Raw genomic sequence first — 24,114 nt, 5'->3', positions numbered from 1 at the left:
TACATGTTTACAGCTAATAATACAGAGAAAGATAAGGAGCTGGATGCTTTTAAAGCCGAATTATCAGAAAAGGATTTTCAGGCTTTTAGCGATTTTATCTATAGCGAATATGGCATTAAAATGCCACCTGTAAAACGTGTGATGTTGCAGGGGCGTCTGTTAAAGCGTATTCGTGAGCTGAACATGAAATCATATACCGAATACAAAGAATATTTTTTTAGCAAGGAAGGGCAAAAGAAAGAAATATTTAATTTTCTGAATGTAGTAACGACTAACAAAACAGATTTCTTTCGTGAGCCTGTTCACTTCGATTTTTTGCGCGATGACGTTTTGCCTCAATATAGCGAGAGTGGATTTTTTAAAGTGTGGAGTGCTGGTTGTTCCAGTGGTGAAGAACCCTATACCATTTCTATCGTTTTAAACGAATATAAAAGGATCTCACCCGGCTTTAACTTTTCCATTCATGGCTCAGATATTTCCAACAAAGTGCTGACAAAAGCAGCCAAGGGAATTTATCCTGAAAATAAAATAGGCCTTCTTCCGCTGGAGATGAAGAAACGTTATTTTTTAAAGAGTAAAGATCGTATTAACCCTACTGTCAGGGTTAAACCCGAATTGCAAAAAAATATTGTGCTGAAGCATGTTAATTTAATGGATAATCATTACGATATGAATGAAACATTCGATGTTATTTTTTGTCGTAATGTACTGATCTATTTTGACAGAGCTACACAAGAAAAGGTAATTGGTAAATTATGTAATTACCTTAAACCCGGAGGCATCTTCTTTATAGGTCACTCCGAGTCATTATCAGGAATGAATGTGCCGTTGGAGCATATAAAGCCAACAATTTTTAGAAAAATATAATTAGTCCGGAATATAAAAATTTAATTATGAGCAATTTATCTGACAAGCAACTTTTACGAGAACTCAGGTTACGACTTGAAGAAAGGAAAAAGTTAGATAATGAGATGAAAGAATTGTCTAAAGATTTTCAGAGTGTTACAAAAAAACTAAAGGAATCTGAAGCATTAAAAAGCCATTTTATTTCTAATATCTCTAACGAAATAGTTAACCCATTTACATCTATCCTTGGTTTATCTAAGGCCATCCTTTCGGTTGAGAAGAACGATTGGAAAAAAGTGGTGTCAATGGTAGCACTAATTCATAGTGAAGCATTTAACCTTGACTTCCAGTTGCGTAACATTTTTGTTGCTGCCAAGATTGAAGCAGGTGAAATTGCTCCTAATATTACCAAAGTAAATATTCGCAGCCTTGTGCAAACTGTGGTTGATTCATTCAACATTATTTCGCGCAAGATGGGTATTGATATCAAAATTGAATTTAATATTGAGCATGGTTTTGGTAAGAACTTCTATTTCAAGACTGATTCGGAGAAGTTAAAGCTGATCTTAAGCAACCTGCTTAATAATGCCTTAAAATACAGTTATAAGGATAGTCAGGTCATTCTTAAAGTATGGGTGGATGAAGATGTTCTTCATGCATCAGTTCAGGATTATGGTACTGGTATCTCAGAAAAGAACCAGAAAATTATTTTCGAACGATTCAAGCGTTTGGATTCAGGTATTAACTCCATCAACAGAGGACATGGTCTTGGTTTATCCATTACTAAAGCCCTATTAGACGTATTGGGTGGAGATATTGATATTAAGAGTAAGAAAGGTGAAGGTTCTGAATTTTCGGTTTCATTACCTGAAGCACGTAACATCGTAGAAGGTTTTAGCGGTGATGGTAACGACGTGTTCTTTGATGATGATGATGAGATTTTTTAAGACGATGATAGATGGATAATAGATATTTGCAACATTTTCTATACCCCTCTTCATTGTTTGTAAGCAAGGATCCGTATGTTATCAAAACCATACTAGGTAGTTGTGTTGCCATTTGTCTGTGGGATAAAAAACTGAAAATTGGTGGGATGAACCACTACATGCTTCCCAACTGGAATGGTAACGACTTAGCATCGCCAAAATATGGTAATATCGCCATTGATAAATTAGTTGAAAAAATGCTGTATTTAGGTAGCGATATTAAAGATATACAAGCCAAAATATTTGGTGGAGGTGAGTTGCTTGAATCAGCAACCGGTAATTCCAATATGATTGGTGAAAGAAATATACGGGTCGCGCGCTTAATGTTAGAGGAGAAAAAGATTCCGATCGTGGCATCAAGCACAGGCGGAAGAAGGGGTAGGAAAATTATTTTTTTTAACGATACAGGGGAAGTACGCCATAAGTTTCTGGAAAAAAAGGTATATTAAACCTGAAATGAACAGACTGTAAGGTCTGTATGATGAGAGGGAGATAGATAGTTGTTTTATTACTACTTGAAAATGAAACAGCTATAAGCAAGGGGTAGAAAAAACGGGATATAGTAACCTTATAAGGGTGAAACGATTTAATAGGGAAATTGGGATTTCTGTTAATGAGTAAAGTTTTAACGCATGAAGAAAAAGATTCGAGTATTAGTAGTTGATGATTCTGCGGTTGTCAGGCAGAGCTTGTCTTCAATCCTTGAATCTGATCCGGGCATTGAAGTAATGGGAACGGCTGCCGATCCTATTATAGCGGTAAAGAAGATCATGAAAGAGATTCCGGATGTGATCACGCTGGATATCGAAATGCCACGTATGGATGGCTTAACATTCCTGCGTAAAATTATGTCGCAACATCCTATTCCCGTTGTAGTAATATCCAGCTTAACAACCGAAGGTACCGAAGTTGCCATGAAAGCTCTTGAGTACGGTGCCAGTGAGATCATTGGTAAGCCTGCAATGAATGCGGCGCAGTTTATCAATGAATCAAAAATAATGCTTTGCGATGCCGTTAAAGCTGCTGCACAGGTCAAACTGAAACGTCGTAAGATCGCAACACCTGTTGCAACAACTGTTAAGCCAAAATATTCGGCTGATGTTATCCTGAATAAAGCGTCGAGCTTTAAGCAGATCATAGATACAGAAAAAGTGGTTGTTTTGGGTGCATCAACAGGTGGGACCGAGGCTATTCGTAACTTTTTAAAGGATTTACCACCCAAAGTGCCTGGTATTGCCATAGTACAGCATATGCCTGAAGGTTTCACCAAATCATTTGCCAACAGCCTTAATAATATTTGTGGTCTGGAAGTAAAAGAAGCGGAAAATGGTGATAAGTTATACCAGGGACGTGTCTTGATAGCTCCGGGAAGTAAACATATGTTACTTAAACGGGTTGGAAAGGAATACATGGTTGAAGTGAAAGAAGGCCCTCTCGTTAACCGACACCGACCATCGGTGGATGTATTATTTCGCTCAGCAGCGCGTTATGCGGGTAATAATGCGACAGGCTTTTTACTTACGGGAATGGGAAATGATGGAGCAAAAGGGCTGCTGGAGTTAAAAGAGTCAGGTGCTCATACTGTTGCTCAGGACGAAGCGTCATCCATTGTTTTTGGTATGCCTAAAGAAGCGATTAAGCTTGATGCAGCTGAAAAAGTCATGCCTTTAGATAAAATGGCCTCTTATTTGGTTTCCCGGTTAGGATAAGCGCAATAATTACTATTTTTATCATTCGACTATTTAAGAATATTACATATGGCAAAGGTCAATATTAAGAATATCAGAAGCAGATATACTTTACGAGGATTTATGCTTGGGATATTTATTTATATCCTGACATTAGTATCGAGTACAAGCGTTTTTGAACATGTTAATCAACCGGTAACATTTTATAACCTGTACCGGTTTTTCCCTGGTTTATGGTGGATAACGTGTTTGCCATTTATTACTGCATTAGCTGGCTACCTGATAGCAGGTAATTTTGCAGTGTTTATTCGTAAGCAGCGTAAACATATCAAACAGGAAGCATCAAAAAGCGAACAGGTACACGAGTTTGTGGAGAACCTCAGGCAGGATAATTTTGAATCGGATTTAAACCTGGCTAATCGTAACGATAAACTTGGACAATCATTATTACGTTTGCGTGATTACCTGATCCAGAGTAAAAAAGATATTGAACAACGCCGTCTTGAAGAAGATCAACGCACTTGGGTAACGCAAGGTTTAGCGCATTTTGGTGAGTTATTACGTAAGGAAAATGATAATATCGAAGACCTTAGTTATAACATCATCAGGTACCTGGTGGATTATATGAAAATCAACCAGGCTGGTTTTTATCTGTTGAATACCATCAATAATAAAGACAGGTACTTTGAATTAACAGCATGTGTTGCTTACGATCGTAAGAAGTTTGCCGATAAACGCATTAATTGGGAAGAAGGCTTGATCGGACGTTGTGCTCTTGAAAAACAAACGATCCATTTAACAGATGTACCAGATAATTATCTAAATATTACATCGGGATTGGGTGATGCCAATCCGCGTTCTATTCTTATTGTACCGCTTAAAACTAATGATGAAGTATATGGTGTGCTTGAAATGGCATCGTTTAAAGACTTCGCCGAATTTGAAGTGGAGTTTGTAGAAAAGATCGCAGAGAGTATCGCTTTAACGATATCATCGGTTCAAAATACCATTCGTACAACAAAACTGCTTAAGGAAACGCAAAACCAGGCTGAGCGAATGTTACAGCAGGAAGAAGAATTGCGACAGAACCTTGAGGAGATGCAGGCTACCCAGGAAGAAAGCGACAGGCGTGAGGTAGAGATGAAGGGTATTCTTGAAGCCATTGAACATGCTGCCATCAGTTCTGAGTTCGAAACAGATGGGACATTGATCAATGTCAATCAAAATTTCTTACGAACATTCCGTTATAACCCTGAAGAAATTGAGGGGCAAAACATTAAAATATTCTTCTTTAAAGATGATGTTGCAGAGATGGATCAGATCTTAACTGATCTGCGCAATGGGCATAACTTTAAGGGCCGTGTGCGTCGTCGAACAAAGATGGGCGATGAAATTTATTTGCTGACAACCTACACTCCTGTTATTGATCACGAAGGTGAAATCATTAAGATCCTGAGTCTTGAAAATGACATTACCGAGCAGGTAAAGATGGAGGAGGAACTTAAGCATAGTAAAGACGAATTGGGCGTAATGCTTGAAGAGGCTAAAAAAGAAATTACTGAGCAGTTTAAAGAAGTCGAAGCTGTTAAAATACGTAACGAGAAAACGCTGGAGGGAGCGCTAGACTCCATCATAACAACCAATAAGGACGGGATTGTCGAATTTTTCAATGCCGCTGCTGAAAAGCTATGGGGTTATGAGCGCAACGAAGTATTGGGACAACACGTTTCCATGTTGTTCTCGGAACAAACAGCTGCCAATGATGAGTTTATTTCTGCTTTGGTATCTGCTGATAAGGATAAAATAATTGGTGAGCGCCGTGAAGCGCCGATCAAGAATAAGGTTGGAAGTGAAGAACCTGTGTTATTCCTGCTTTCTGAAGCACAAGTGGGAGAAGACCATTCTTACACAGCCTTTATCCAGCAGGTAGAAGTGGAATTGTTTTAGATCATCTCTAATTGTCAATTCAATGGATTTCAAGCAATATTTAAAAGTATTGAAAGACAATACGCCTTATGACTTTAGCGATTACTCTGATAATTCGATCAAGAGGAGGTTGCAAAAGGTGATAATGGACAATGGGCTTACGATTGATGAACTGCTTGAAAAAACGCAAAAGGACAAAGGATTTGTAGAGCGTCTGGTCGAAGATATCACTGTTAACACCACCGAGTTGTTTCGTGACCCGGAGGTGTGGCCTGTTTATTACGAAAAGTTGTATCCCATATTAAAAGGAAAGAAATCATTCAATATCTGGCATGCCGGGTGTAGTTCAGGAATGGAGGTGTACTCCAATATGATCATCCTTAATGAGTTGGGTCTGCTTGATCAGGCAAGGATTTACGCAACAGATATCAGCCTGGGAATGGTGCGTCAATGTAAGAAAGGAAGTTATCGTTACGACTTTAACAAGAAACAGCTGACAGACTTTCAGGATGTTATTAAGAAAACGCCTATTCAGGGAATATCATCGATAGACTTTGACAAGTATTTTGACTTTGATCATGATAATGACCGGATCAATGTTAAAGAGTTTCTGATCAATAAGGTGGAGGTAAGACAGCATGACCTGGTACAGGAAAAAGTGCCTTTTTACAATAAGTTTGATGTGATCTTTTGCCGCAATGTATTGATCTATTTTAATGCAAGTCTGCAGTCTAAAATTTATCAGATGTTCCATAATCAATTGTACCCCAAGGGTTCAATGATACTTGGTAATCATGAAAGCCTGACGGGTTTTTATAAAACCAAGTTTTCGAAGAACGGACCGCTGTATACTAAAACTAATGTGTTTCATTTTAAATATCAATAGTATGGCATTAGGTTTTAATATCAGTGAATTAAGAGTGTTATCTGAGCAGTTGAGCGATCAGCTTAACTTGCCATTCAGGCATATGACGCATTCTTTCTTTAAGCGCCGTCTATCCCAATTTATTGAAATGCATGGCATTCGCAAGGCAGAGCATCTACTGGAACAACTGAATAATGAGGAATTTGCTGACGAGTTTCGCCATTTTTTTTCGGTTGAGACCACTGAGCTTTTCAGAGACGCTGGTTTTTGGCGTCATCTGAGAAAAATTATCAATGATTACTATTCGGGAGTTGATTTCAGAATCTGGTTTCCCGATGTGGCTTCAGGCGAAGAGTTATATAGCCTGTTGATTTTGTTGAAAGAGCTAAACTGTCATACAAAAGCACATATCATCATCAATAATACTTCAGATATTGGTTGTGGGAAAATCAAAAACGGGCAGCTATCATCTAAAAAGATGGATATTAATGCCTATAACTATAAGCGGTTTGAAGGAATAGGCAGTATTGAAGATTATTTCAGGGAAACAGATGAAGGTTTAAAGTTTGACCTGTCTTTACTTGATCAGGTTCAGATTAAGAAGGGTGGGATCGAAGAAACCCCCGGTCAACCTTGTGATTTGATAATCATTCGTAACAGTATGCTTTATTACGCCAAAGACTATCACCAGGTTGTAAAAGAGGTAGTTGATAATTCCCTGGTTTCAGGTGGATTTTTATGCCTTGGTGTTAAAGAGCAGCTGGCCGCTCCATATGACAATCGTTTTGAATGTATTGATGCGAAGGAGAAAATCTACAATAAGTTTAAATTTTTAAGAGACTAATGATAAGACCAAAATATAAAGCTGTTGTTATTGGAGGTTCTGCCGGAAGTTTTTCGGTTGTATCTAAACTGTTGTCGCAGCTTAGGGAAGACTTTCCATTGCCGGTTATTATATGTCTTCATCGTCTTAAACACGTTCGTTCCGGCCTGGTTGAAAGCATCCGCTTAAAGTCAAAGCTTGAAGTTATTGAACCTAATGATAAGGAGCAGATTGTGGCCGGTAAGGTTTACCTGGCTCCATCTAATTATCACATGTTCGTTGAGTATGATGGCACCTTTTCTTTATCAACGGAAAAGCCTTTAAACCACAGTAGACCATCAATAGACCATACACTTACTTCTGCAGCTTATGTCTATCGCAACAAGCTTATTGGTATCGTTTTGACAGGAGCCAATAAAGACGGAGCCAAAGGAATGAAGGATATTGCAGATAAAAAGGGTGTTACAATAATCCAGGATCCAAAGACCTGTGAAATGGATACAATGCCCAAAAGTGTTGCTCGCTTAATTAAGCCTGACCATGTTTTATCGCCTGAGGACATATCAAAGTACTTAAACCAATTAGCCATTCAATAATATGAGGAAAAACAGACATATATTCCTGCTGGGGGCATTATTCTTCCTGTTTGCATTGGTTAAATATGCTTTTATTGGTGGAGAAATACCTACTACATTCATTGTATTTGAGATACTTTCGTTTTTTGTTATTCTATACATCATCTATTACATCCTTAATTTTATAGAAACATGTATGCATGGCAGTGATGAAGCTGGTATGAATAAGGAATGTGTCAAGAGGCAAGCGGAGATAAGTCGTTTAAAATCGAAGCTTAAGGCTTTTGAACAGGAGAGGCTAAATGGTGGTGAAAACGATGATTTGGATAGCGATTTATTTATTTCATCAATGAAAAGTAAGATTGGCAGCGATAGAGAAACGACTGTAAAAGATCTGTTGAAAGGCATAACCGACAGGTATGAAGTAATGGCTGCCGTGGGGTACTGCAGTAATGATGAAAAGCAATATGTTCCTGTTAGTTTATATGGTATTGATGAAGAAACCAGCATACCACCCATTGAGTTGGAAGATGGATTGCATGCCCAGGCAATTGCTGATAATAAAGCCATGGAAATAAGTGATGTTCCTGCTGATTATATAGAGGTTGGTTCAGGTTCAGGAAATACCAGACCATTGGTATTGTATATTCTGCCTTTAATAAATGAGGGCAGTGGAATTGTGCTGGAGATAGCAGCGTTTAAAAAGCTTGACCTGGTTGATGTATGGAATCAGTTAGGAGAAGATAAGTAATTACCCGAGAAATTTGAGATATGGCTAGATTTTCGAAAAAAATAAAGCAATTAATATCAATGTCAGTTTTTAGCGAGCGGGACTGGTATTTATTAATGCTGGGTTTATTGTTCATATTATTTCTGGTGTGGACAGGATTCATGTCATTTAATGACTTGTATTTTTCTCCGCGCAATATAGCCGTTATTCACCGCTCGCTTCTGGTATGGGGAATAGATCTGTTGGTTATTTCTATACCGGTGGTAATTCTGACGATTATTAACTATAATACGCAACAAAAGAAAAAATTAGCAGGCGAAATAGACTCCCTCAAACAGCAATTAAGTCAAAATATAGAATTGGCTGAGAAAATTGGCCGCGGAGAGTTGGATGATATTGAATTAATTGATGGTAAACTGTCAGAGACCTTGTTTAACCTGGGAGCAAATCTTAAGAATACAAAATCAAAGGAGGAGGCTTATAACTGGGTGTCTAAGGGGAAAGAAAAAATTTCTGATATACTCCGCTCCCACAATAAGGTTAATTTTCTGGCCGATGATGTGATCAGGGGTATTATCGAATATTCAGGAGGATTGCAGGGAAGCTTGTATTTATTAAAAGATAATCAGCTTGTAAATATCGCCACATATGCTCATAATCGTAAGCGATATGAGAAACAAGTGATTCCGGTAGGAAAGGGACTGTTAGGTGATGTGGCGTATGAAAAGCAATTGATATACCGAACTGAAATACCTGATGATTATTTTCATGTGACATCAGGGTTGCTGGGCGACAAGAAGCCAAAAAGTTTATTGATTGTACCGTTATTGCAAGAGGAAGAATTACAGGGAGTATTTGAAATTGGATATTTACAGGAAAGACTGCCCAGGCATGTGATCAAATTTGCGGAAGAGTTAAGTAGCGTCATTGGTCGTACTTTTTATAATTTGAAGATCAATGAACAAACAGAGCTATTGCTTCAGGAGTCGCAGGAGATGACAGTAACGCTTAGGGAAAATGAAAAGCAGTTACAGTTAAATGCCGCTGAAATGTTAGAGGCTCAGGAGGAACTTGAGAAGTCCAATAAGTTGCTGGAAGGGCATATTCAGGAAGTGGAGCATGCTCAACAGCGCTTGGAAGCCTTATTAACCAACGCGTCGGAGTTTATATCGATTTATAATGAGAAGCAGGAGCTGGTGTTTGAAAGCCCTTCTGTCAAACAGATCCTAGGCTATAATGCAGATGATGAAGTGAGTGGTATGGACCCTGAATTAATGACTCCGCGGGGATTTAAGACCATAAATAATTTGTTTCAATATCTACTGGTGACACCCGGCGGGGAACAAACAGCACAGTATACGTATTTAAAGAAAAGTGGTGAAAAGCTGTTTCTGGAAACAACAGGTAAGAACCTGTTGCATGATCCTGCCATTAAGGGTATCATCTTCAATACCCAGGATATAACTGAGCGAAAAAGGGCAGAGAAAGAGGAACGCATGAAGAGCCGTATGCAATCACTTTCAGAAAACTCTCCTGATATGATCATCCGTATTAACACAGGAGGTAAGTTGGTGTATGTGAATCCTAAAGTTGCCGATTTCATTGGTGTTCCGGCCACTGACCTGGTTAAGAAACGCGTTACTGAACTTGACATTGATGAGCGATTCAAGGAATACATGCTTGATTCGTTAAAGCAGATTCGGAGAGAGGAAGAGCAGATCATTTCAGAAATTGAAGTGGAAGCCTCAGAGCAAACGCTTATCATGGAGATTAAGGCCATTCCCGAATTGAATGAAGACAAAGACTTGGAGTCTGTTTTATTTGTGGCCCATGATATGACCGAGTTCAAGAAAATTGAACAGGAAATAAAAGAGAAGAATAAAAAGATATCTGACAGTATTAACTATGCACAGCGTATTCAGACAGCCATATTGCCTGATACGAATGTATTGCAGCAGTTCTTCCCACGTTCATTTATCTTTTACCGTCCAAAAGATGTTGTGAGTGGTGATTTCCCCTGGATGTTTAAGAAAGATAATCACTTCTATGTAGCCGCGGTTGATTGTACAGGTCATGGCGTTCCGGGCGCCCTGCTGTCTTTCATTGGTTATTTCCTGATGAACAACATTGTCAATGCAAGTGATAGTGTTACAGCAGCCGAACTGCTTGATAAGCTACATCTTGATGTTCGACGCACCTTACGTCAGGATCAGGAAGGTTCCAACGGACGTGATGGTATGGACCTGGCGCTTGTAAAGATTGATCTTGAGTCCAATGAATTGCAATTTGCCGGAGCTCATAACCCATTGTATTATTTAAGCGATGGAGAGTTGAGTGTTTATAAAGGTTCACGAAAAGGTATTGGTGGTAAACCGTTGGCAAGAAAAGTAGAAAAAGACTTTGAGAACAACATTGTTCAGTATAAGAAAGGTGATCAGTTCTTTATTTTCTCCGATGGTCTTCCTGATCAGGTTGGAGGGCCTAAAGGACGTAAATACCAGTCTAAGCGTATCAGAGAGGCACTGGAAGCTGAGCCAAATCAGACCATGGCTCATTTTGAGCGTCATTTCTCCAACGATTTCTACGACTGGATGGGTGAGCTTAAGCAGGTTGATGATGTATTGTTAATAGGAATTGAGTTGTAGCCGGGGCTACAACTCCTGGTTTTCTATATTAATTCCTTTGCCAGCTGTTTGATATCAAGTCCCGAGAAATTACCCGAGGTCATGATCAACAGATTGGTGTTATCATACGACTGTTGTTTTAGCCATTCAACCAACTCGTTTGATCTGGTGATCACCTGCAGCCCTGTTTGATCAAAAGCAGAAGCAATATCTTCCTTATCCAGCTCAGGCAGCTTTTTATGTTTCAATACCTCCGGGTTAAAAAAGACGATTGGTATGTCTGCTTCTACCATGCTTCGTTTGTATTGTGGAAGAAAAGCCTTGTTGAGGCTGCTGAAAGTATGCAGTTCCATTACAGCTATCAGCCTTCTATTTTTAAACTGACGCTTCATGGCCGAAACTGTTGCTTTTAGTTTACTTGGCGAGTGGGCAAAATCAAGGTAAATGTTGCAGTTATCTCTTTTTTCAAGTAATTGCAAACGCTTGGCAGCCCCTTTAAAGCTTTGCATGGCCGTTAAAAAGTCATCATCGCTAATGTTGAGTTCATTACAAACCAAACGAGCACCGTTAAGATTCTGCAGGTTATGGTCACCAAATATCTCCATCGGATATCTTTTCCCCTGCCACTTTATTATCGTTTGACCGTTCGTATTTTCGTGCTCAATAGTATCGTATGCTATTGTTTTGGGTTCCGTTTGAAACCGTGCCGCAATTTTTCGAAGTTCCTCGTCACCGTCATAATAGATGAGCGAACCATCTGGGTTTATGCTATTGGCAAAGGTGGTAAACTGACTGGTATAGTTCTCCCATGTTGGAAATACATTCATGTGGTCCCAGGCAATACCCGTTAGCATGGCAACGTGAGGCTTATACCAATGAAATTTTGGTGTTAAATCAATGGGTGAGGACAAATATTCGTCTCCTTCAAAAACGGCAACAGGAGCCTCCTTAGTGAGCTTAACCATGGTGTCGAATCCCTCGAGTTGGGCACCTACCATATAATCGAAATCCCTTCCCAGTTTTTTTAGTACATGCATGACCATAGCCGTGGTTGTTGTTTTACCATGGCTACCTCCTATGACGACACGTTTCTTGTCCCTGGTTTGTTCATACAGATACTCTGGGTATGAAAATATCTTAAGGCCCAACTCCTGAGCTTTTAATAATTCAGGATTATTCTTACGTGCATGCATGCCTAAAATGATAGCATCCAGATCAGGTGTTATTAACTCAGGATGCCAACCTTCATTTCGGGGTAATAAGCCATGCTTGCTTAAGCGCGATTTTGACGGTTCAAATATCTCATCATCAGATCCGCTGACATTGAATCCTTTTAAATGAAGTGCGATGGCCAGGTTATGCATGGCACTTCCTCCTATTGCTATGAAATGAACTCTCATGTGTTTACAGTTTCTAATAATCCTGGTGATGGTCTCATCTATAGGATTCCTTAATATTCCTGTAAATGTAAATAATAAAGGAAAAACTGAGGATAATAAGCATGGTTAAATAACAGAATATGTCGCCATTGTTAATACTGGAGCCTTTTTTAGGTGCCATTAATAACTCCTACTTGCACCTTTGATGCTTAGGCCCTGGCTATGAGCGGCATGTCTGTTAATTTCAATGTTAAGAGAAGGTTAAGACAATGTTTTTTTAAAAGTTTCAAAACGTGTTTTATAGCATTACAGGCTAAAAAATATGCAAATTCTTTACTCAGTGTGAATTAAATGTTAACTTTGCCTTAACTCAATGGGGTTTTCGTACGTCATATTGATGCGAAAAAAGTATACACACAGGACTTTTGGGAATTAGTATAAACGTAAAAAATTGGAGGCCTTATGAACAAGTTAGTATTAGTATTTCTAATGGTTTTCGGTGTTGTAGCTGTTGACGCACAATTAACTGAAAAAGACGGTAAATATTACAATCAGAATAACGAATTATATTCAGGACTATATGTTGAATATTACGAGTCTGGTGGTAAAAAATTAGAGATGAACGTGGTGGACGGCGAAAAACACGGGCTTACTACAATTTATTTCGAAAATGGTAAAACCAAGGAAATCCGCTCTTTCTTAAATAATAAGATGGATGGAACATGGAGTACCTATGAAGCAAGCGGTGTCAAAACCGGTATTGCCAACTACAAAGGTGGTAAAAAACATGGCAAATGGTTTATTTGGGATGAAAATGGCGTGAAGCGTTATGAAATGTCCTATAATGACGGAGCCAAAGACAGTATCTGGACTATTTGGGATGCAGCGGGTAAAGTAGTTGGAACTAAAAAGTACTAGTGTAGTTTAGTAATAGACACAAAATAAAAGAGCGACCAATTTGGTCGCTCTTTTATTTTTCATTAAAATTTCTTTTTACAAATCCGCCTCAAGCTTGATATTAAGGCAATTTGCTTTTTTAGTGTCAACTGAAACTGAATCATCAGTCTTGTATGATACATAGTCGGTCGAAACTGTGTAGTTACCCTGCGATACATCCGTGAACTCAAAGTTACCATCAAAGTCAGTATACACGACTGTATTAAGTTCTTCTAAAACTACCTTAACCCCAACAAGGTTTTCACCCGTTGCAGCATCTGTAATTGTTCCAGAAATAGAGGTAGTTAAAGTTGTAGCTGTTTCTTTCGAAATCTCTTCCTTCTCTGCTTTAATGTTTGAAACTCCGGCAAATAATAAAGCAACCAATATAATAACCTGTGTCTTCATAATCTTGTTTAATTATCTGATGACAAAAATATGGCAGCTATGTTACCTTATCGTTAAATAGTTTTTATTGGATGTTTAAGTGTCTGTTAACTATTCATTATCTTGATGTTTGTAATGACTTCAATATTCTGTGTATAAAACTGATAATATGAGTTTTACCAAAAAGTTAACAGACGCTGTTTCTGCCATTGGGGATTTATTTTTTCCACCTGTATGTGCTTGTTGTGGAACGCATTTATTTAAAGGTGAAGTTGAGATTTGTAAAATGTGCTTAAGGTTGTTGCCCCGGACTCATTTTGAGAAAAAGCCTCATGATAATCAAATTTCCATTATGATGTGGGGACGCTGTAAAATTGAGCTGGCCTATGCATTGTACTACTATAAAAAAGGAGAACGTGTTCAGCAATTGTTGTATGAAATTAAATACAGGGGCAACAGGCGACTGGGTGAAGTGTTGGGACAAGAACTGGGAAAGATCATTACACAATCAGAAAACAATGGTTTTGACTGCATCATTCCAATTCCTCTGCATCCGAGAAAAAAGGCCATGAGGGGATATAACCAGGCCGAGCTTATTGCCAACGGAATAGCTACGTTTATGGGTATGCAGGTAGAAGTAAGCTCAGTCATACGAAATATTCACACACTTTCACAGACGCGGAAAGGGCGTTTTGAGCGATGGCAAAATGTTGAGAATATATTCAGGGTGACTGATCCCGATCAATTGCGCAACAGGCACATTCTTTTAGTAGATGATGTTATAACCACGGGTTCAACCATGGAAGCTTGTGTTAATCAATTAAGTACTGTGCCTGGCACAAAGATAAGCGTTGCTTCAATTGCCTGTGCCCGATTGTAGTAATTTATTAAATGAGTAATAGGCGGTAACCACAAAGTTATTATTGTATTGCCCGGGCTTTCGGCTTAGCCAGTGTGGCTTTGGATTATAAACCGGTATTTCACCATCGTATGGAATGCGAACGCGGTTAATGGAGTATAACCAGCGTACATTCAGCCATAATCGATCATTAAAATGGTAGTTCAATCCAAATACCGTTGCCCACTCGATATCCTGAAAAGGAACAATCTCATGTGATGGTATATCTCCTATTGGCGTGCCATCAATTTCTTCCTCGCTATTTAGCAGTGCACCAATTGATATGCCGCCTTCGGCTGAGAATTGTTTGTAGTGGTAGCGTCCAACAAGCGGAAACTGAATGTATGACAATGCGATCTTATAGTCGTCATACTTGCCTTTATCCGGATCCGGAGCTTCGCGACTACCCTTTTGTATATAGGCAATATCTAACTGAATGTCCCATTTGTCGGATATCTGCCGACTGACAAAGGCCCCCATGTTTAAACCAACCTTATTGTATCCGGCATAGTTATCGCCGTCTACCTGGGAAAATGATATGCCCAGCAATGGACCCGCCCGGAAGTCCTGTGCGTATGATGCAGTAACAAATAGTACTAGTAATAGGATCAGGATGTGTTTGCGCATTGGTTTAGTTTGTTAGTAGGTTAATTAATTGAGGAACACCTTCTGTGCCTTTTTCCTGTATGAATGTGATGTTTTTTGATGGAGTAAAGGCTGGCTGGTGCGGATCGATAATGTATATTGGAGTAGCTGATGGTACGTAATTCAATAATCCGGCAGCCGGATAAACATTCAGGGATGTACCAACAACAACGAAGATGTCGGCCCGGGCTGCGATTTCTATAGCTGTTTCAATAGCAGGAACAGCCTCGCCAAACCAAACGATATGCGGACGAAGCTGTGAGCCTTTCTCACAAGTATCTCCCCATTTTAGTTCCCAGCCTTCCAGATCATAAACAAGCGACTCGTCTGTGGTACTTCTCACCTTCTTAAGCTCACCATGCAAGTGGAGAACGTCGGAACTACCAGCCTGTTCATGCAGATCATCGATATTTTGAGTTATAATACTTACCTCAAAGTACTTCTCCAGTTCAACAAGACCATAATGGCCATTGTTGGGCTGGCATTCATATAACTGTTTACGTCGTTGATTGTAGAAGTCAAGTACAAGGTGTGGATCTTTTGCCCAGCCTTGAGGACTGGCAACCTCGGTTACATCATGATTTTCCCACAATCCATTATTGTCTCTGAATGTTTTGATACCACTTTCGGCACTGATACCAGCACCACTTAATACTACCAACTTCTTTTTGCTCATGAATCAATGATTTAATCGTCAGATAAAAGTAAAGCAAATCGGTGAGTATTCAAATCCCCAATACAAATCGCAATGAAAGTTAACGCTTCAATGCACCCTCGCTTCGTCTGGTATTATAAATAGATCAAGCGATCATCAAACATCATAAATCAAACCTTCGAAATGGCTTATTTTTCTATCTTTGTAAACTGCGAAAAAACTAAATAGCATTCCTTTTAATGATTGATCAGGTTACAGTAGATAAGGTTTTGGAAACAGCCAACAGTCAGATAGTTGAGGTTGTATCTGATTATGTAACATTGCGTCGCAGAGGAATTAATTTCCTGGGTAACTGTCCGTTTCATAACGAAAAAACCCCATCGTTTACTGTTTCACCCCATAAAGGCATATTTAAGTGCTTCGGTTGTGGAGAGGGTGGTAATGCACTCAACTTTGTGATGAAACACGACCAATTGTCGTTTGTTGATGCCATCAAGTACCTGGGTAAGAAGTTCAATATTCACATTGAGGAAGAAGAGTATTCGCCAGAACAGCTGAAGCAGAAGAATGAGCGGGAAAGCATGTTGGTGCTCAGTGAGTTTGCCGGTCAGTATTTTAGTAAGAACCTGACTGAAACGGATGAAGGAAAGTCAGTGGGTTTATCCTATTTTCGAAGCAGGGGATTTCGCGATGATATCATCGATAAGTTCCAGTTGGGGTATTCGCCTGAAATGCGTGATGCCTTAACCAAAGAGGCGCAAAAGCAGGGCTATAAGCTTGAATACCTTGAAAAGACAGGATTGAGTGTAGTACGCGATAGCTATCAGGCCGATCGGTTTCGTGGTCGTGTCATGTTCCCCATTCACAGTCTTGCGGGTAAGGTCATAGCTTTTGGTGGCCGAATACTTAAGAATGATAAGAAGACGGCCAAGTACCTGAACTCGCCCGAGTCGGAAATATATCACAAGAGCCGGGTCCTGTATGGGATCTATCATGCCAAACAAGAGGTAACCCGCAAAGATCGCTGTTACCTGGTGGAGGGATATACCGATGTACTGTCGTTTCATCAGGCGGGTATCAGCAATGTGGTGGCCTCGTCGGGTACTGCTTTAACATCGGATCAGATACGATTGATCGCTCGCTTTACCAAAAACATTACTATCATCTATGACGGTGACCCTGCAGGATTAAAGGCCTCTCTAAGAGGTATTGACCTGGTTCTGGCTGAGGGTATGAATGTTAAGATCCTGCTTTTACCTGACGGTGAAGACCCCGATACCTTTGCCAAAGAGCGAAGTGAAGAGCAGCTCACCGATTATATTGAAAAGCATCAGCAGGATTTTATCAAGTTTAAAACATCCCTGTTGCTGGCCGACGCTCAAAATGATCCGATCAAAAAGGCCCAGCTTATTCAGGATATTGTACGAAGCATTTCGATCATTCCCGATACAATAACACGCTCGGTATATGTAAAAGAGTGCAGCACACTGCTTAAGGTTGATGAGCGGGTTCTGATGCAGGAAACCGGAAAGCTTCAACAGAAGAAACAGGAAGAAGATTTCAGACGTAATACGCCCCGTCCCGGAACACCACCACCGCAGCAGGCGCCGGTCAGCGCAGGAGCACAGCAATCTCCGACACAGGTGGCAGGACAAAGCACACCATCAAACCCTCTTGAGCTTGAAGAACGTGAAATCCTGCGTTTTATGGTCAAGTTTGGCGAACGTCCTGTAAATCCGCAGGAAGAAGAGTCGGTGACAGTGGGACAGTATATTTTACACGAGTTAAAGCAGGATGACCTGTTAAGCGCCAATCCGCTTTATAATAAAATGATGGAGGCATATGATGCTTCAGGAGCCAATGCCCAAACACCTGCTCTGAAGTTTTTTGTCAATAACTCCGATCCTGATCTGAGTAAACTGGCATCTGACCTTATCGGAAAGGAACACGATCTAAGTCGTATCCATAATAAGTTTGGGGTAGTAACACATGCCGAAGAGAAGCTGGCCGAATTAGTGCCCAAAATAGTGATGGAGCTTAAATGGAAGAAGGTAAAATTCGTTATCAGAGAAAAACGCCAGCAGTTGCAGCAATTAGAAGTCTCAGGCAATATGGAAGAAATGATGGAAGTAATGCAGGAGCTCACTACATGGCAGCAGGTACTGGCACACATATCTAAAGAGTTGGGTGGACGAACAATTGTATAACAACTAGAACTAAACATATGCAAACATTAAATCACACTGATAAAGAGGTTATTGAAGCTATCATATTAAAAGCCAATATTTGTTTTGTTGGCGTGGTTGACCCTGATAACAAGCCCTATGTACTTCCAATGAACTATGGATACAAAGACAATGTTATCTATCTTCATTCGGCTCCTGAAGGGCGATTAATTGATATCGTGAATAACAATCCTCATATCTGTATCACCTTCTCAATTGATAATGAGCTGGTATTTCAACACCCGGAAGTGGCATGCAGTTACCGCATGACATCAAAAAGTGTGGTTGCCATGGGAAAGGTTCAGTGGATAGAAGATATGGATGAGAAGCGTGAAGCCCTTGATATTTTGATGAAGACCTATAGTGAAAAGGAATTCAAATATAGTGACCCGGCTGTGCGCAATGTGAAGATGTGGAAGGTGCCGATTGACGAAGTGACCTGTAAAGAATTTGGTGCTCCTCATGATGAGTACAAGTTAAAGCGAAACCTGGACGAACTAAAAAAGCATCCGGGTACAAAGTAAAGATGATTGTTTAGAAATAATTGTACCGGCATCTGTATAACCGGGAACTATTGTATATTAGTAACTGATTACTAAAACTTAACGAATAAAGAATGAGAATCTCACACTATCTTCTTCTTATTGTAATAGGATTTTCTACACTAGCTACTGCCCAAACTAATGAATTTAAAGACTATAAAGTAGTTTACAACCAGGGGTTTAGTAACAATAAGTCAACCAAGGACTTTAGTTTTTCTGATGATTCAAAATGGATCATCAGTAAGAATGGTAAACCTGGTAAATCATTAAAGTGCCTTGGTTCGGGAGACTATAAGAGCCCGCATGAGGGACCTGTTGTGGTTGCTGTACTAAATGACTTTGAACTAAGTGATTTTGTTATAGAAATGGATGTGGTACAGAATGGTAAGGATTTTAGCCTGCTCGACTTTTGTATCTTCTTTGGGATAAAGGACACGGAGCATTATTGCTATGCCCAGGTGGCCAGTAAAGCCGATAAAAAAAGTCATAACGTGTTTATGGTAAACGGTGAAAAACCAAAGCGGGTAGGTACGGTCAAAGATAAAGGTGTTATCTGGAAGATGAAGGAATGGCAACACATTCGTATGGAACGTACGCTGGCCGATAAGCAGGTGAAAGTTTACTTTAATGGCGAATTAGTGCTGCAATGTACCGATGAGGCTTTTGAATCAGGTCATATTGGTTTCGGTTCATCAAACAGTGCACTTAAGATTGACAACCTTAAAGTAAGTGCTAAAACCTTTGAAACAAGTTCTAAATCATTCTTCGAATAAATACTAAACTATGGCCCTCAATTATCTTTGGATAGCGTTTTTTCTGATCGCCTTTATTGTCGGGCTGGTTCGGCTGATCTTTTTCGGCGATGTCGATGTGTTTCCAGAGATGATGAATGCCACCTTTGATAGTGCCAAGACCGGTTTTAATATTTCACTGGGACTGACCGGCGCTTTAACGCTGTGGATGGGGCTCATGCGCATAGGTGAAAAAGGCGGGATGATCAATGTGATGTCACGGTTAATCGGACCTTTCTTCAGTCGCTTGTTTCCCGAATTACCGAAGAATCATCCGGCCTATGGGAGTATGATGATGAATATAGCTGCCAACATGCTGGGACTTGATAATGCCGCTACACCTGTTGGACTGAAAGCAATGCAGGAGCTTCAATCAACCAATAAAAGCAGTGATACGGCGTCCAATGCGCAGATAATGTTCCTGGTGCTTAATACCAGCGGTCTGACAGTTATACCCATTAGTGTGATGGCAATTCGTGCCAGCGAATTGGCCGTTAATCCATCTGACATATTTTTACCCATATTATTAGCTACCTTTTTTAGTACAATAGTTGGAATCGTTGCCGTTTCAGTTGTGCAACGTATTAACTTGTTTGATAAGGTGATATTAGCTTATTTGGGAAGTTTTTGTTTGCTTATAGGGGGATTTATCTACTACCTCACCAGTTTATCAAAAGATGAGGTAAATACCGTTTCCTTACTTGGTGCAAACCTTTTGTTGTTTTCTGTGATTATCACTTTTATCCTGATGGCCATCCGCAAAAAAGTAAATGTATATGATGCATTTATTGATGGGGCCAAGGAAGGATTTAATATTGCCATAAAGATCATTCCGTTCCTGGTTGCGATATTGGTTGCTGTAGGTGTTTTCAGGGCATCAGGAACAATGGATTTTCTATTGGAAGGATTTCGAATTATGGCCAATTTTATAGGTATTGATAATCGTTTTGTTGATGCTTTGCCAACGGCCTTTATGAAGCCATTAAGTGGTGGAGCAGCCCGTGGTATGATGGTAGAAGCGATTCATACGCACGGTGTTGATTCGTTTGCCGGGCGGATGGCAAGTACCATTCAGGGCTCTACAGATACAACATTCTATGTATTGGCTGTGTATTTTGGTTCCGTTGGCATCAAGAAAACCCGCCATGCCTTGTCTTGCGGTTTAATAGCTGACTTTGCCGGAATTATCGCGTCCATACTACTAGCTTACCTCTTCTTTGGTTAAGGTTTTCCAAATAGCATTTTCTCAGAATCCCCATCGGTCAATGGTGCTAACTTATTGATGAAACATAATATTGTCTTGATAGAGGATGACCTTCGTTGAATCTGATTAAAGTATTTTTGTTGCTTTAATAACAAAGCATGGACACAACTGATTACTTTAAATTACAGACTAAAAAGGACATTTTATACCTTAAACTTAAAAACCGCTGGAACAAGCAGGTGGCTGAGGCAATTGGAGACCGTTTTAAAGAGGAGTATGCCAAAGCAGTTGATTGATTCAACGGTTTACCTTTTTATTCTTTAATTGAACTGGCACCTGAGTTTAAACCTGTTGACGAAAAGGTTAAAGAGCTCATGAGTTTTGGGATGAAATATTCCAATACCCATAACCTGGTCCGCTCTGTACAAATAATGCCTGATGCCTTGCAGAGAATTGGTTTGCAAGATGCTGCCAAGAATGCCAATCATGACGGTTTTCGCATTGTTGTAGCTTCTTTGGAGGAAGGTCTGAAGAAGATTGAGGAACTAAAATCACAGTCCTAAGCTTTGTCAATAAGTGCTTAATGGTAGACATTGTCATGCCGCTGAAACAGTATAAGTGTGCAATGGGGCATGATCATTATAAGGTATTGCACCTGTCGCCAATTAACGACACCTGTTGTCGTCAGTTAGCGACTGTTCACGTCGTCAGTTAGCGACGCAGCAAAAGATAGTACTGTTATCACATGATAAATGGATAAGGATGATGACTGTTAGGCATGTTGACTTTAATGCAATGGAATAAATACAAATACACTAAGCCTGATACGATGAACAAAACACTTTTAACCCTGCTGATTTTCTTATTTTTGCACTGTTTATCCTATGCGCAGGATGAAACCAAAAGATTGAAAATAGTAAGTATTCATGCCGGACCTGCCATGAGCAGCTTTATAAATGCAGAAGCGCCTCATAAAACGTTTATTTTTAGTGAGGACTATACAATTCCGGCTATAAATCCTGAAAGCCTCGAACATGACTACGATGTTAACATGTGGCGCGATGCGAGGCTCAATTTAGTTGCTGGTATCTCATTTGAATATTTTATCAAAGAAAGGTTGTCTGTTGCTGCATCTCTTAACTACGAGGGTAAAGGCATTCATATTGAAGATACCAATACCGATGTTCTGACACAAGACACATACACACAGGTTCATAAAAGCGCTTATGACATTGAGATCAATAATCAGTACCTGACACTGCCGGTTTTTGCGAGATGGTATTTTGGGGGTAGTAACTTGTTTTATGTGCAGGGCGGTATGTATATGGGGTATCTGCTTAAATCGGAAATTGACATTAACATTCTTGAGGGCGTCGCGTCCAATTACTATTCTGATGGGTCACCGACTTTAACAAATGCAGATGAAATAAATGTAATGGAAATGCACGTTTATGGAGAAGATGAGGACAAGGATTATACTAATAACTTCGATGTTGGATTGAATCTTGGCGGTGGACTTAATTATCCGCTTGGTGAGCACTTTTACCTCAATGTTGATCTGTCAGTTTGCCTTGGACTCATACAGCTGGATAAAAAGAATGATAACGATTATGAAGTGACCCCATTACCCTGGGGCAGTGGTTATACCACAATGGTGCGTTCGGCTAATTATTACGGGCTTAATTCAAAAGCCAAAAATATAAGTGGTGCATTAACAGTTGGAATAGGCGTAAAACTATAAAATATGGGAACAGATTACTTTTATAACACCTATAACAAAAAAAATGACGAGGAGCTTAAGCAGCTCCTGGATAGTAATGATCATACTAATGATGCTAAGTTGTGTGCTATTAAGATCCTTGTTTCGAGAGGTCATGCTGAAGAAGAGTTATTGGTGAGGGAAAAGAGTATTAGAGACGAAATATTCGATAGGCGGAGCGATATAAATTACCGTGAACGCTATGATACCGGTGGAGCCAGGTTTGGAGCGTTAATATTGGACGGTATTGTATTAAGCGTTGCCGGATGGTTTATTGAGCTCTTTTATTTTGTTGATTCTGTGGTATTATTAACATTAATTGGAATTATTGAGGTTCTACTTCCTTATGCCTATTCAATTATTATGCATGGATATTGCGGGCAAACGATTGGAAAAATGGCTGCCAACGTAAAAATATACGACAAGTCGGAAGAAAAGAAGATTACATATAAACAAGCTCTGTACAGGGAGATTGTTCCACTGGGCTTGATTGGTTTGTTTCAGCTCATTTCGCTACTGGGCTTATTGGAAAATACTGAATATGTGTTGTATGCGGCGTTTTTTGTAATGGCAATAGCACTCACATGGTCAATCCTGGAAATAGTAACAATGCTGTTTGATTCGAAAAGACGTGCATTACATGATCATATTGCGGGAACAGTAGTTCTTAAAATCCATTCGCGATAAATGATAAAACAAAAGCCACCAAATTGGTGGCTTTTTAATATTTCTTAAGTCAACTTCAGGTTTATTTCTGTAATGCTTCTGCACCACCAACAATCTCCAGTATTTCGGTTGTAATAGCACCCTGACGTGCTTTGTTGTATTGTAACTGCAGTTCACTCAGCATTTCGGTAGCATTATCCGTGGCCTTGTGCATTGATGTCATGCGTGCACCGTGTTCAGAAGCCAAAGATTCAAGCATCACCCTGTAAAACATTGTTTTTAAGGCATCGGGTATAACCGTTTTGATAAACGTAGGTACATCCGGCTCAATAATATAGTCTGTTACCATTGCCTTGGCATCTTCGCCGCTTGGCAGCTCCATAGGCAAAAATTGTTCGGCCCGCATTATTTGTACAGCGGCATTTTTGTATTCGTTATAAACAAGCACCACCTTGTCATATTTCCTGCTTCTGAAAGCTTCCATTAATTCGCTGGCAATTTCACTTACGTTTTCAAAATTAACGTGCGAATACAGCTCATTATGGTCTTTGACCACGTTGTAGCCATGGGAATTAAGGAGTTTCTGCGCCTGTTTACCTATTGCTAATATATCAACGTTGTTGAGAGCGTTCTGAAGCTTAAAATCAACCTTGCAGAGTCTCTCGACTTCTTTGATGACATTAGCATTGAAAGCTCCGCAAAGACCCCTGTTAGATGAAATGGGAACGATCAGGATTTTATTCGGCTCACGTACTTGTGACCACTCCAACTCAAAATCCTCATCCAATGAACCAGACAGTTTATAGATGATGCCAGCCAAACGGTCAACATACGGACGTATGTATGAAATATCGTCCTGCGCCTTTTTGAACTTGGCAGCCGATACCATTTTCATGGCACTGGTAACCTGTCGGGTTGTTTTCACCGAATTAATGCGAATACGTATGTCCTTTAAACTTGGCAT

The 24,114-nt window shown here is 39.8% G+C and carries 25 protein-coding genes; 20 read left to right on the top strand and 5 right to left on the bottom strand.

The window, feature by feature from the left end:
• Positions 1-3: 3 nt before the first annotated feature.
• The 10 genes from ACRD69_RS06505 to ACRD69_RS06460 all read left to right on the top strand — a co-directional run bounded on the left by ACRD69_RS06505 (position 4) and on the right by ACRD69_RS06460 (position 11,084).
• Positions 4-867 carry a CheR family methyltransferase gene (locus ACRD69_RS06505; protein ID WP_430814264.1) on the top strand — a complete coding sequence of 288 codons (864 nt, stop codon included), beginning with the start codon at positions 4-6 and terminating at the stop codon, positions 865-867.
• A gap of 26 nt (positions 868-893) precedes the next feature.
• On the top strand, positions 894-1,793 hold the full coding sequence (locus tag ACRD69_RS06500; protein WP_430814263.1) for a sensor histidine kinase: 900 nt from the start codon (positions 894-896) through the stop codon (positions 1,791-1,793).
• Between the two features lie 11 nt (positions 1,794-1,804).
• Positions 1,805-2,281, top strand: coding sequence for a chemotaxis protein CheD (locus ACRD69_RS06495; protein WP_430814262.1), 477 nt, complete (start codon positions 1,805-1,807; stop codon positions 2,279-2,281).
• Between the two features lie 183 nt (positions 2,282-2,464).
• Positions 2,465-3,541, top strand: a complete 1,077-nt coding sequence (locus ACRD69_RS06490) for a protein-glutamate methylesterase/protein-glutamine glutaminase (protein WP_430814261.1) — start codon at positions 2,465-2,467, stop codon at positions 3,539-3,541.
• 48 nt (positions 3,542-3,589) lie between these two features.
• Positions 3,590-5,467 (top strand): PAS domain S-box protein, encoded by a 1,878-nt coding sequence (locus ACRD69_RS06485; RefSeq protein WP_430814260.1) that lies wholly within the window; start codon positions 3,590-3,592, stop codon positions 5,465-5,467.
• Between the two features lie 22 nt (positions 5,468-5,489).
• Complete coding sequence (locus ACRD69_RS06480; RefSeq protein WP_430814259.1) at positions 5,490-6,332, top strand: CheR family methyltransferase; 843 nt, start codon at positions 5,490-5,492, stop codon at positions 6,330-6,332.
• A 1-nt stretch (position 6,333) separates the two neighbouring features.
• Positions 6,334-7,155, top strand: a complete 822-nt coding sequence (locus tag ACRD69_RS06475; protein WP_430814258.1) for a CheR family methyltransferase — start codon at positions 6,334-6,336, stop codon at positions 7,153-7,155.
• Positions 7,155-7,730 (top strand): chemotaxis protein CheB, encoded by a 576-nt coding sequence (locus ACRD69_RS06470; protein WP_430814257.1) that lies wholly within the window; start codon positions 7,155-7,157, stop codon positions 7,728-7,730. Before ACRD69_RS06475 ends, ACRD69_RS06470 begins: the two co-directional genes overlap by 1 nt.
• A 1-nt stretch (position 7,731) precedes the next feature.
• Positions 7,732-8,460, top strand: a complete 729-nt coding sequence (locus ACRD69_RS06465; RefSeq protein WP_430814256.1) for a GAF domain-containing protein — start codon at positions 7,732-7,734, stop codon at positions 8,458-8,460.
• 20 nt (positions 8,461-8,480) lie between these two features.
• The gene (locus tag ACRD69_RS06460) at positions 8,481-11,084 is read left to right on the top strand and encodes a PAS domain S-box protein (RefSeq protein WP_430814255.1); all 2,604 of its coding nucleotides are present in this window, start codon (positions 8,481-8,483) and stop codon (positions 11,082-11,084) included.
• A 23-nt stretch (positions 11,085-11,107) separates the two neighbouring features.
• On the opposite strand, the gene ACRD69_RS06455 is transcribed toward ACRD69_RS06460, so the two are convergent.
• On the bottom strand, positions 11,108-12,463 hold the full coding sequence (locus tag ACRD69_RS06455) for a UDP-N-acetylmuramate--L-alanine ligase (protein ID WP_430814254.1): 1,356 nt from the start codon (positions 12,461-12,463) through the stop codon (positions 11,108-11,110).
• Between the two features lie 441 nt (positions 12,464-12,904).
• Here ACRD69_RS06455 and ACRD69_RS06450 point away from each other — a divergent pair, with 441 nt between their 5' ends.
• The gene (locus ACRD69_RS06450) at positions 12,905-13,360 is read left to right on the top strand and encodes a toxin-antitoxin system YwqK family antitoxin (protein ID WP_430814252.1); all 456 of its coding nucleotides are present in this window, start codon (positions 12,905-12,907) and stop codon (positions 13,358-13,360) included.
• A 75-nt stretch (positions 13,361-13,435) separates the two neighbouring features.
• On the opposite strand, the gene ACRD69_RS06445 is transcribed toward ACRD69_RS06450, so the two are convergent.
• A complete protein-coding gene (locus ACRD69_RS06445; RefSeq protein ID WP_430814251.1) occupies positions 13,436-13,786 on the bottom strand; it encodes a carboxypeptidase-like regulatory domain-containing protein in 351 nt (116 codons plus the stop codon).
• 148 nt (positions 13,787-13,934) lie between these two features.
• Between ACRD69_RS06445 and ACRD69_RS06440 the strand changes: the two genes are divergently transcribed.
• The gene (locus tag ACRD69_RS06440; protein ID WP_430814250.1) at positions 13,935-14,645 is read left to right on the top strand and encodes a ComF family protein; all 711 of its coding nucleotides are present in this window, start codon (positions 13,935-13,937) and stop codon (positions 14,643-14,645) included.
• On the opposite strand, the gene ACRD69_RS06435 is transcribed toward ACRD69_RS06440, so the two are convergent.
• Positions 14,622-15,290 (bottom strand): porin family protein, encoded by a 669-nt coding sequence (locus ACRD69_RS06435; protein WP_430814249.1) that lies wholly within the window; start codon positions 15,288-15,290, stop codon positions 14,622-14,624. The two genes, ACRD69_RS06440 and ACRD69_RS06435, sit on opposite strands and share 24 nt — an antisense overlap.
• A 4-nt stretch (positions 15,291-15,294) precedes the next feature.
• Positions 15,295-15,984, bottom strand: a complete 690-nt coding sequence (locus tag ACRD69_RS06430; protein WP_430814248.1) for an SIR2 family NAD-dependent protein deacylase — start codon at positions 15,982-15,984, stop codon at positions 15,295-15,297.
• Between the two features lie 218 nt (positions 15,985-16,202).
• On the opposite strand from ACRD69_RS06430, the gene dnaG reads away from it, so the two are divergent.
• The 8 genes from dnaG to ACRD69_RS06390 all read left to right on the top strand — a co-directional run bounded on the left by dnaG (position 16,203) and on the right by ACRD69_RS06390 (position 23,171).
• Positions 16,203-18,170, top strand: a complete 1,968-nt coding sequence (dnaG, locus tag ACRD69_RS06425) for a DNA primase (protein ID WP_430814247.1) — start codon at positions 16,203-16,205, stop codon at positions 18,168-18,170.
• A gap of 17 nt (positions 18,171-18,187) precedes the next feature.
• Positions 18,188-18,712: a pyridoxamine 5'-phosphate oxidase family protein gene (locus ACRD69_RS06420; protein WP_430814246.1), complete on the top strand. Its 525-nt coding sequence runs from the start codon at positions 18,188-18,190 to the stop codon at positions 18,710-18,712.
• 92 nt (positions 18,713-18,804) lie between these two features.
• Positions 18,805-19,503, top strand: a complete 699-nt coding sequence (locus tag ACRD69_RS06415; RefSeq protein ID WP_430814245.1) for a LamG domain-containing protein — start codon at positions 18,805-18,807, stop codon at positions 19,501-19,503.
• A 10-nt stretch (positions 19,504-19,513) separates the two neighbouring features.
• Positions 19,514-20,746 carry a nucleoside recognition domain-containing protein gene (locus ACRD69_RS06410; RefSeq protein ID WP_430814244.1) on the top strand — a complete coding sequence of 411 codons (1,233 nt, stop codon included), beginning with the start codon at positions 19,514-19,516 and terminating at the stop codon, positions 20,744-20,746.
• A gap of 137 nt (positions 20,747-20,883) precedes the next feature.
• Positions 20,884-21,021 (top strand): hypothetical protein, encoded by a 138-nt coding sequence (locus tag ACRD69_RS06405; protein WP_430814243.1) that lies wholly within the window; start codon positions 20,884-20,886, stop codon positions 21,019-21,021.
• A 90-nt stretch (positions 21,022-21,111) separates the two neighbouring features.
• Complete coding sequence (locus tag ACRD69_RS06400) at positions 21,112-21,288, top strand: hypothetical protein (RefSeq protein WP_430814242.1); 177 nt, start codon at positions 21,112-21,114, stop codon at positions 21,286-21,288.
• Positions 21,289-21,554: 266 nt separating this feature from the next.
• A complete protein-coding gene (locus tag ACRD69_RS06395; RefSeq protein ID WP_430814241.1) occupies positions 21,555-22,466 on the top strand; it encodes a porin family protein in 912 nt (303 codons plus the stop codon).
• Between the two features lie 3 nt (positions 22,467-22,469).
• Positions 22,470-23,171, top strand: a complete 702-nt coding sequence (locus ACRD69_RS06390; protein ID WP_430814240.1) for an RDD family protein — start codon at positions 22,470-22,472, stop codon at positions 23,169-23,171.
• A gap of 61 nt (positions 23,172-23,232) precedes the next feature.
• Here ACRD69_RS06390 and atpG read toward each other — a convergent pair whose 3' ends face one another.
• A complete protein-coding gene (gene atpG, locus ACRD69_RS06385) occupies positions 23,233-24,114 on the bottom strand; it encodes an ATP synthase F1 subunit gamma (RefSeq protein WP_430814239.1) in 882 nt (293 codons plus the stop codon).

The sequence above is a fragment of the Carboxylicivirga agarovorans genome (genome assembly GCF_050589845.1).
GTDB lineage: Bacteria > Bacteroidota > Bacteroidia > Bacteroidales > Marinilabiliaceae > Carboxylicivirga > Carboxylicivirga agarovorans.
Note: the sequence above shows the minus strand (reverse complement) of the source record. Positions and strands in the feature narration are given on the sequence as shown.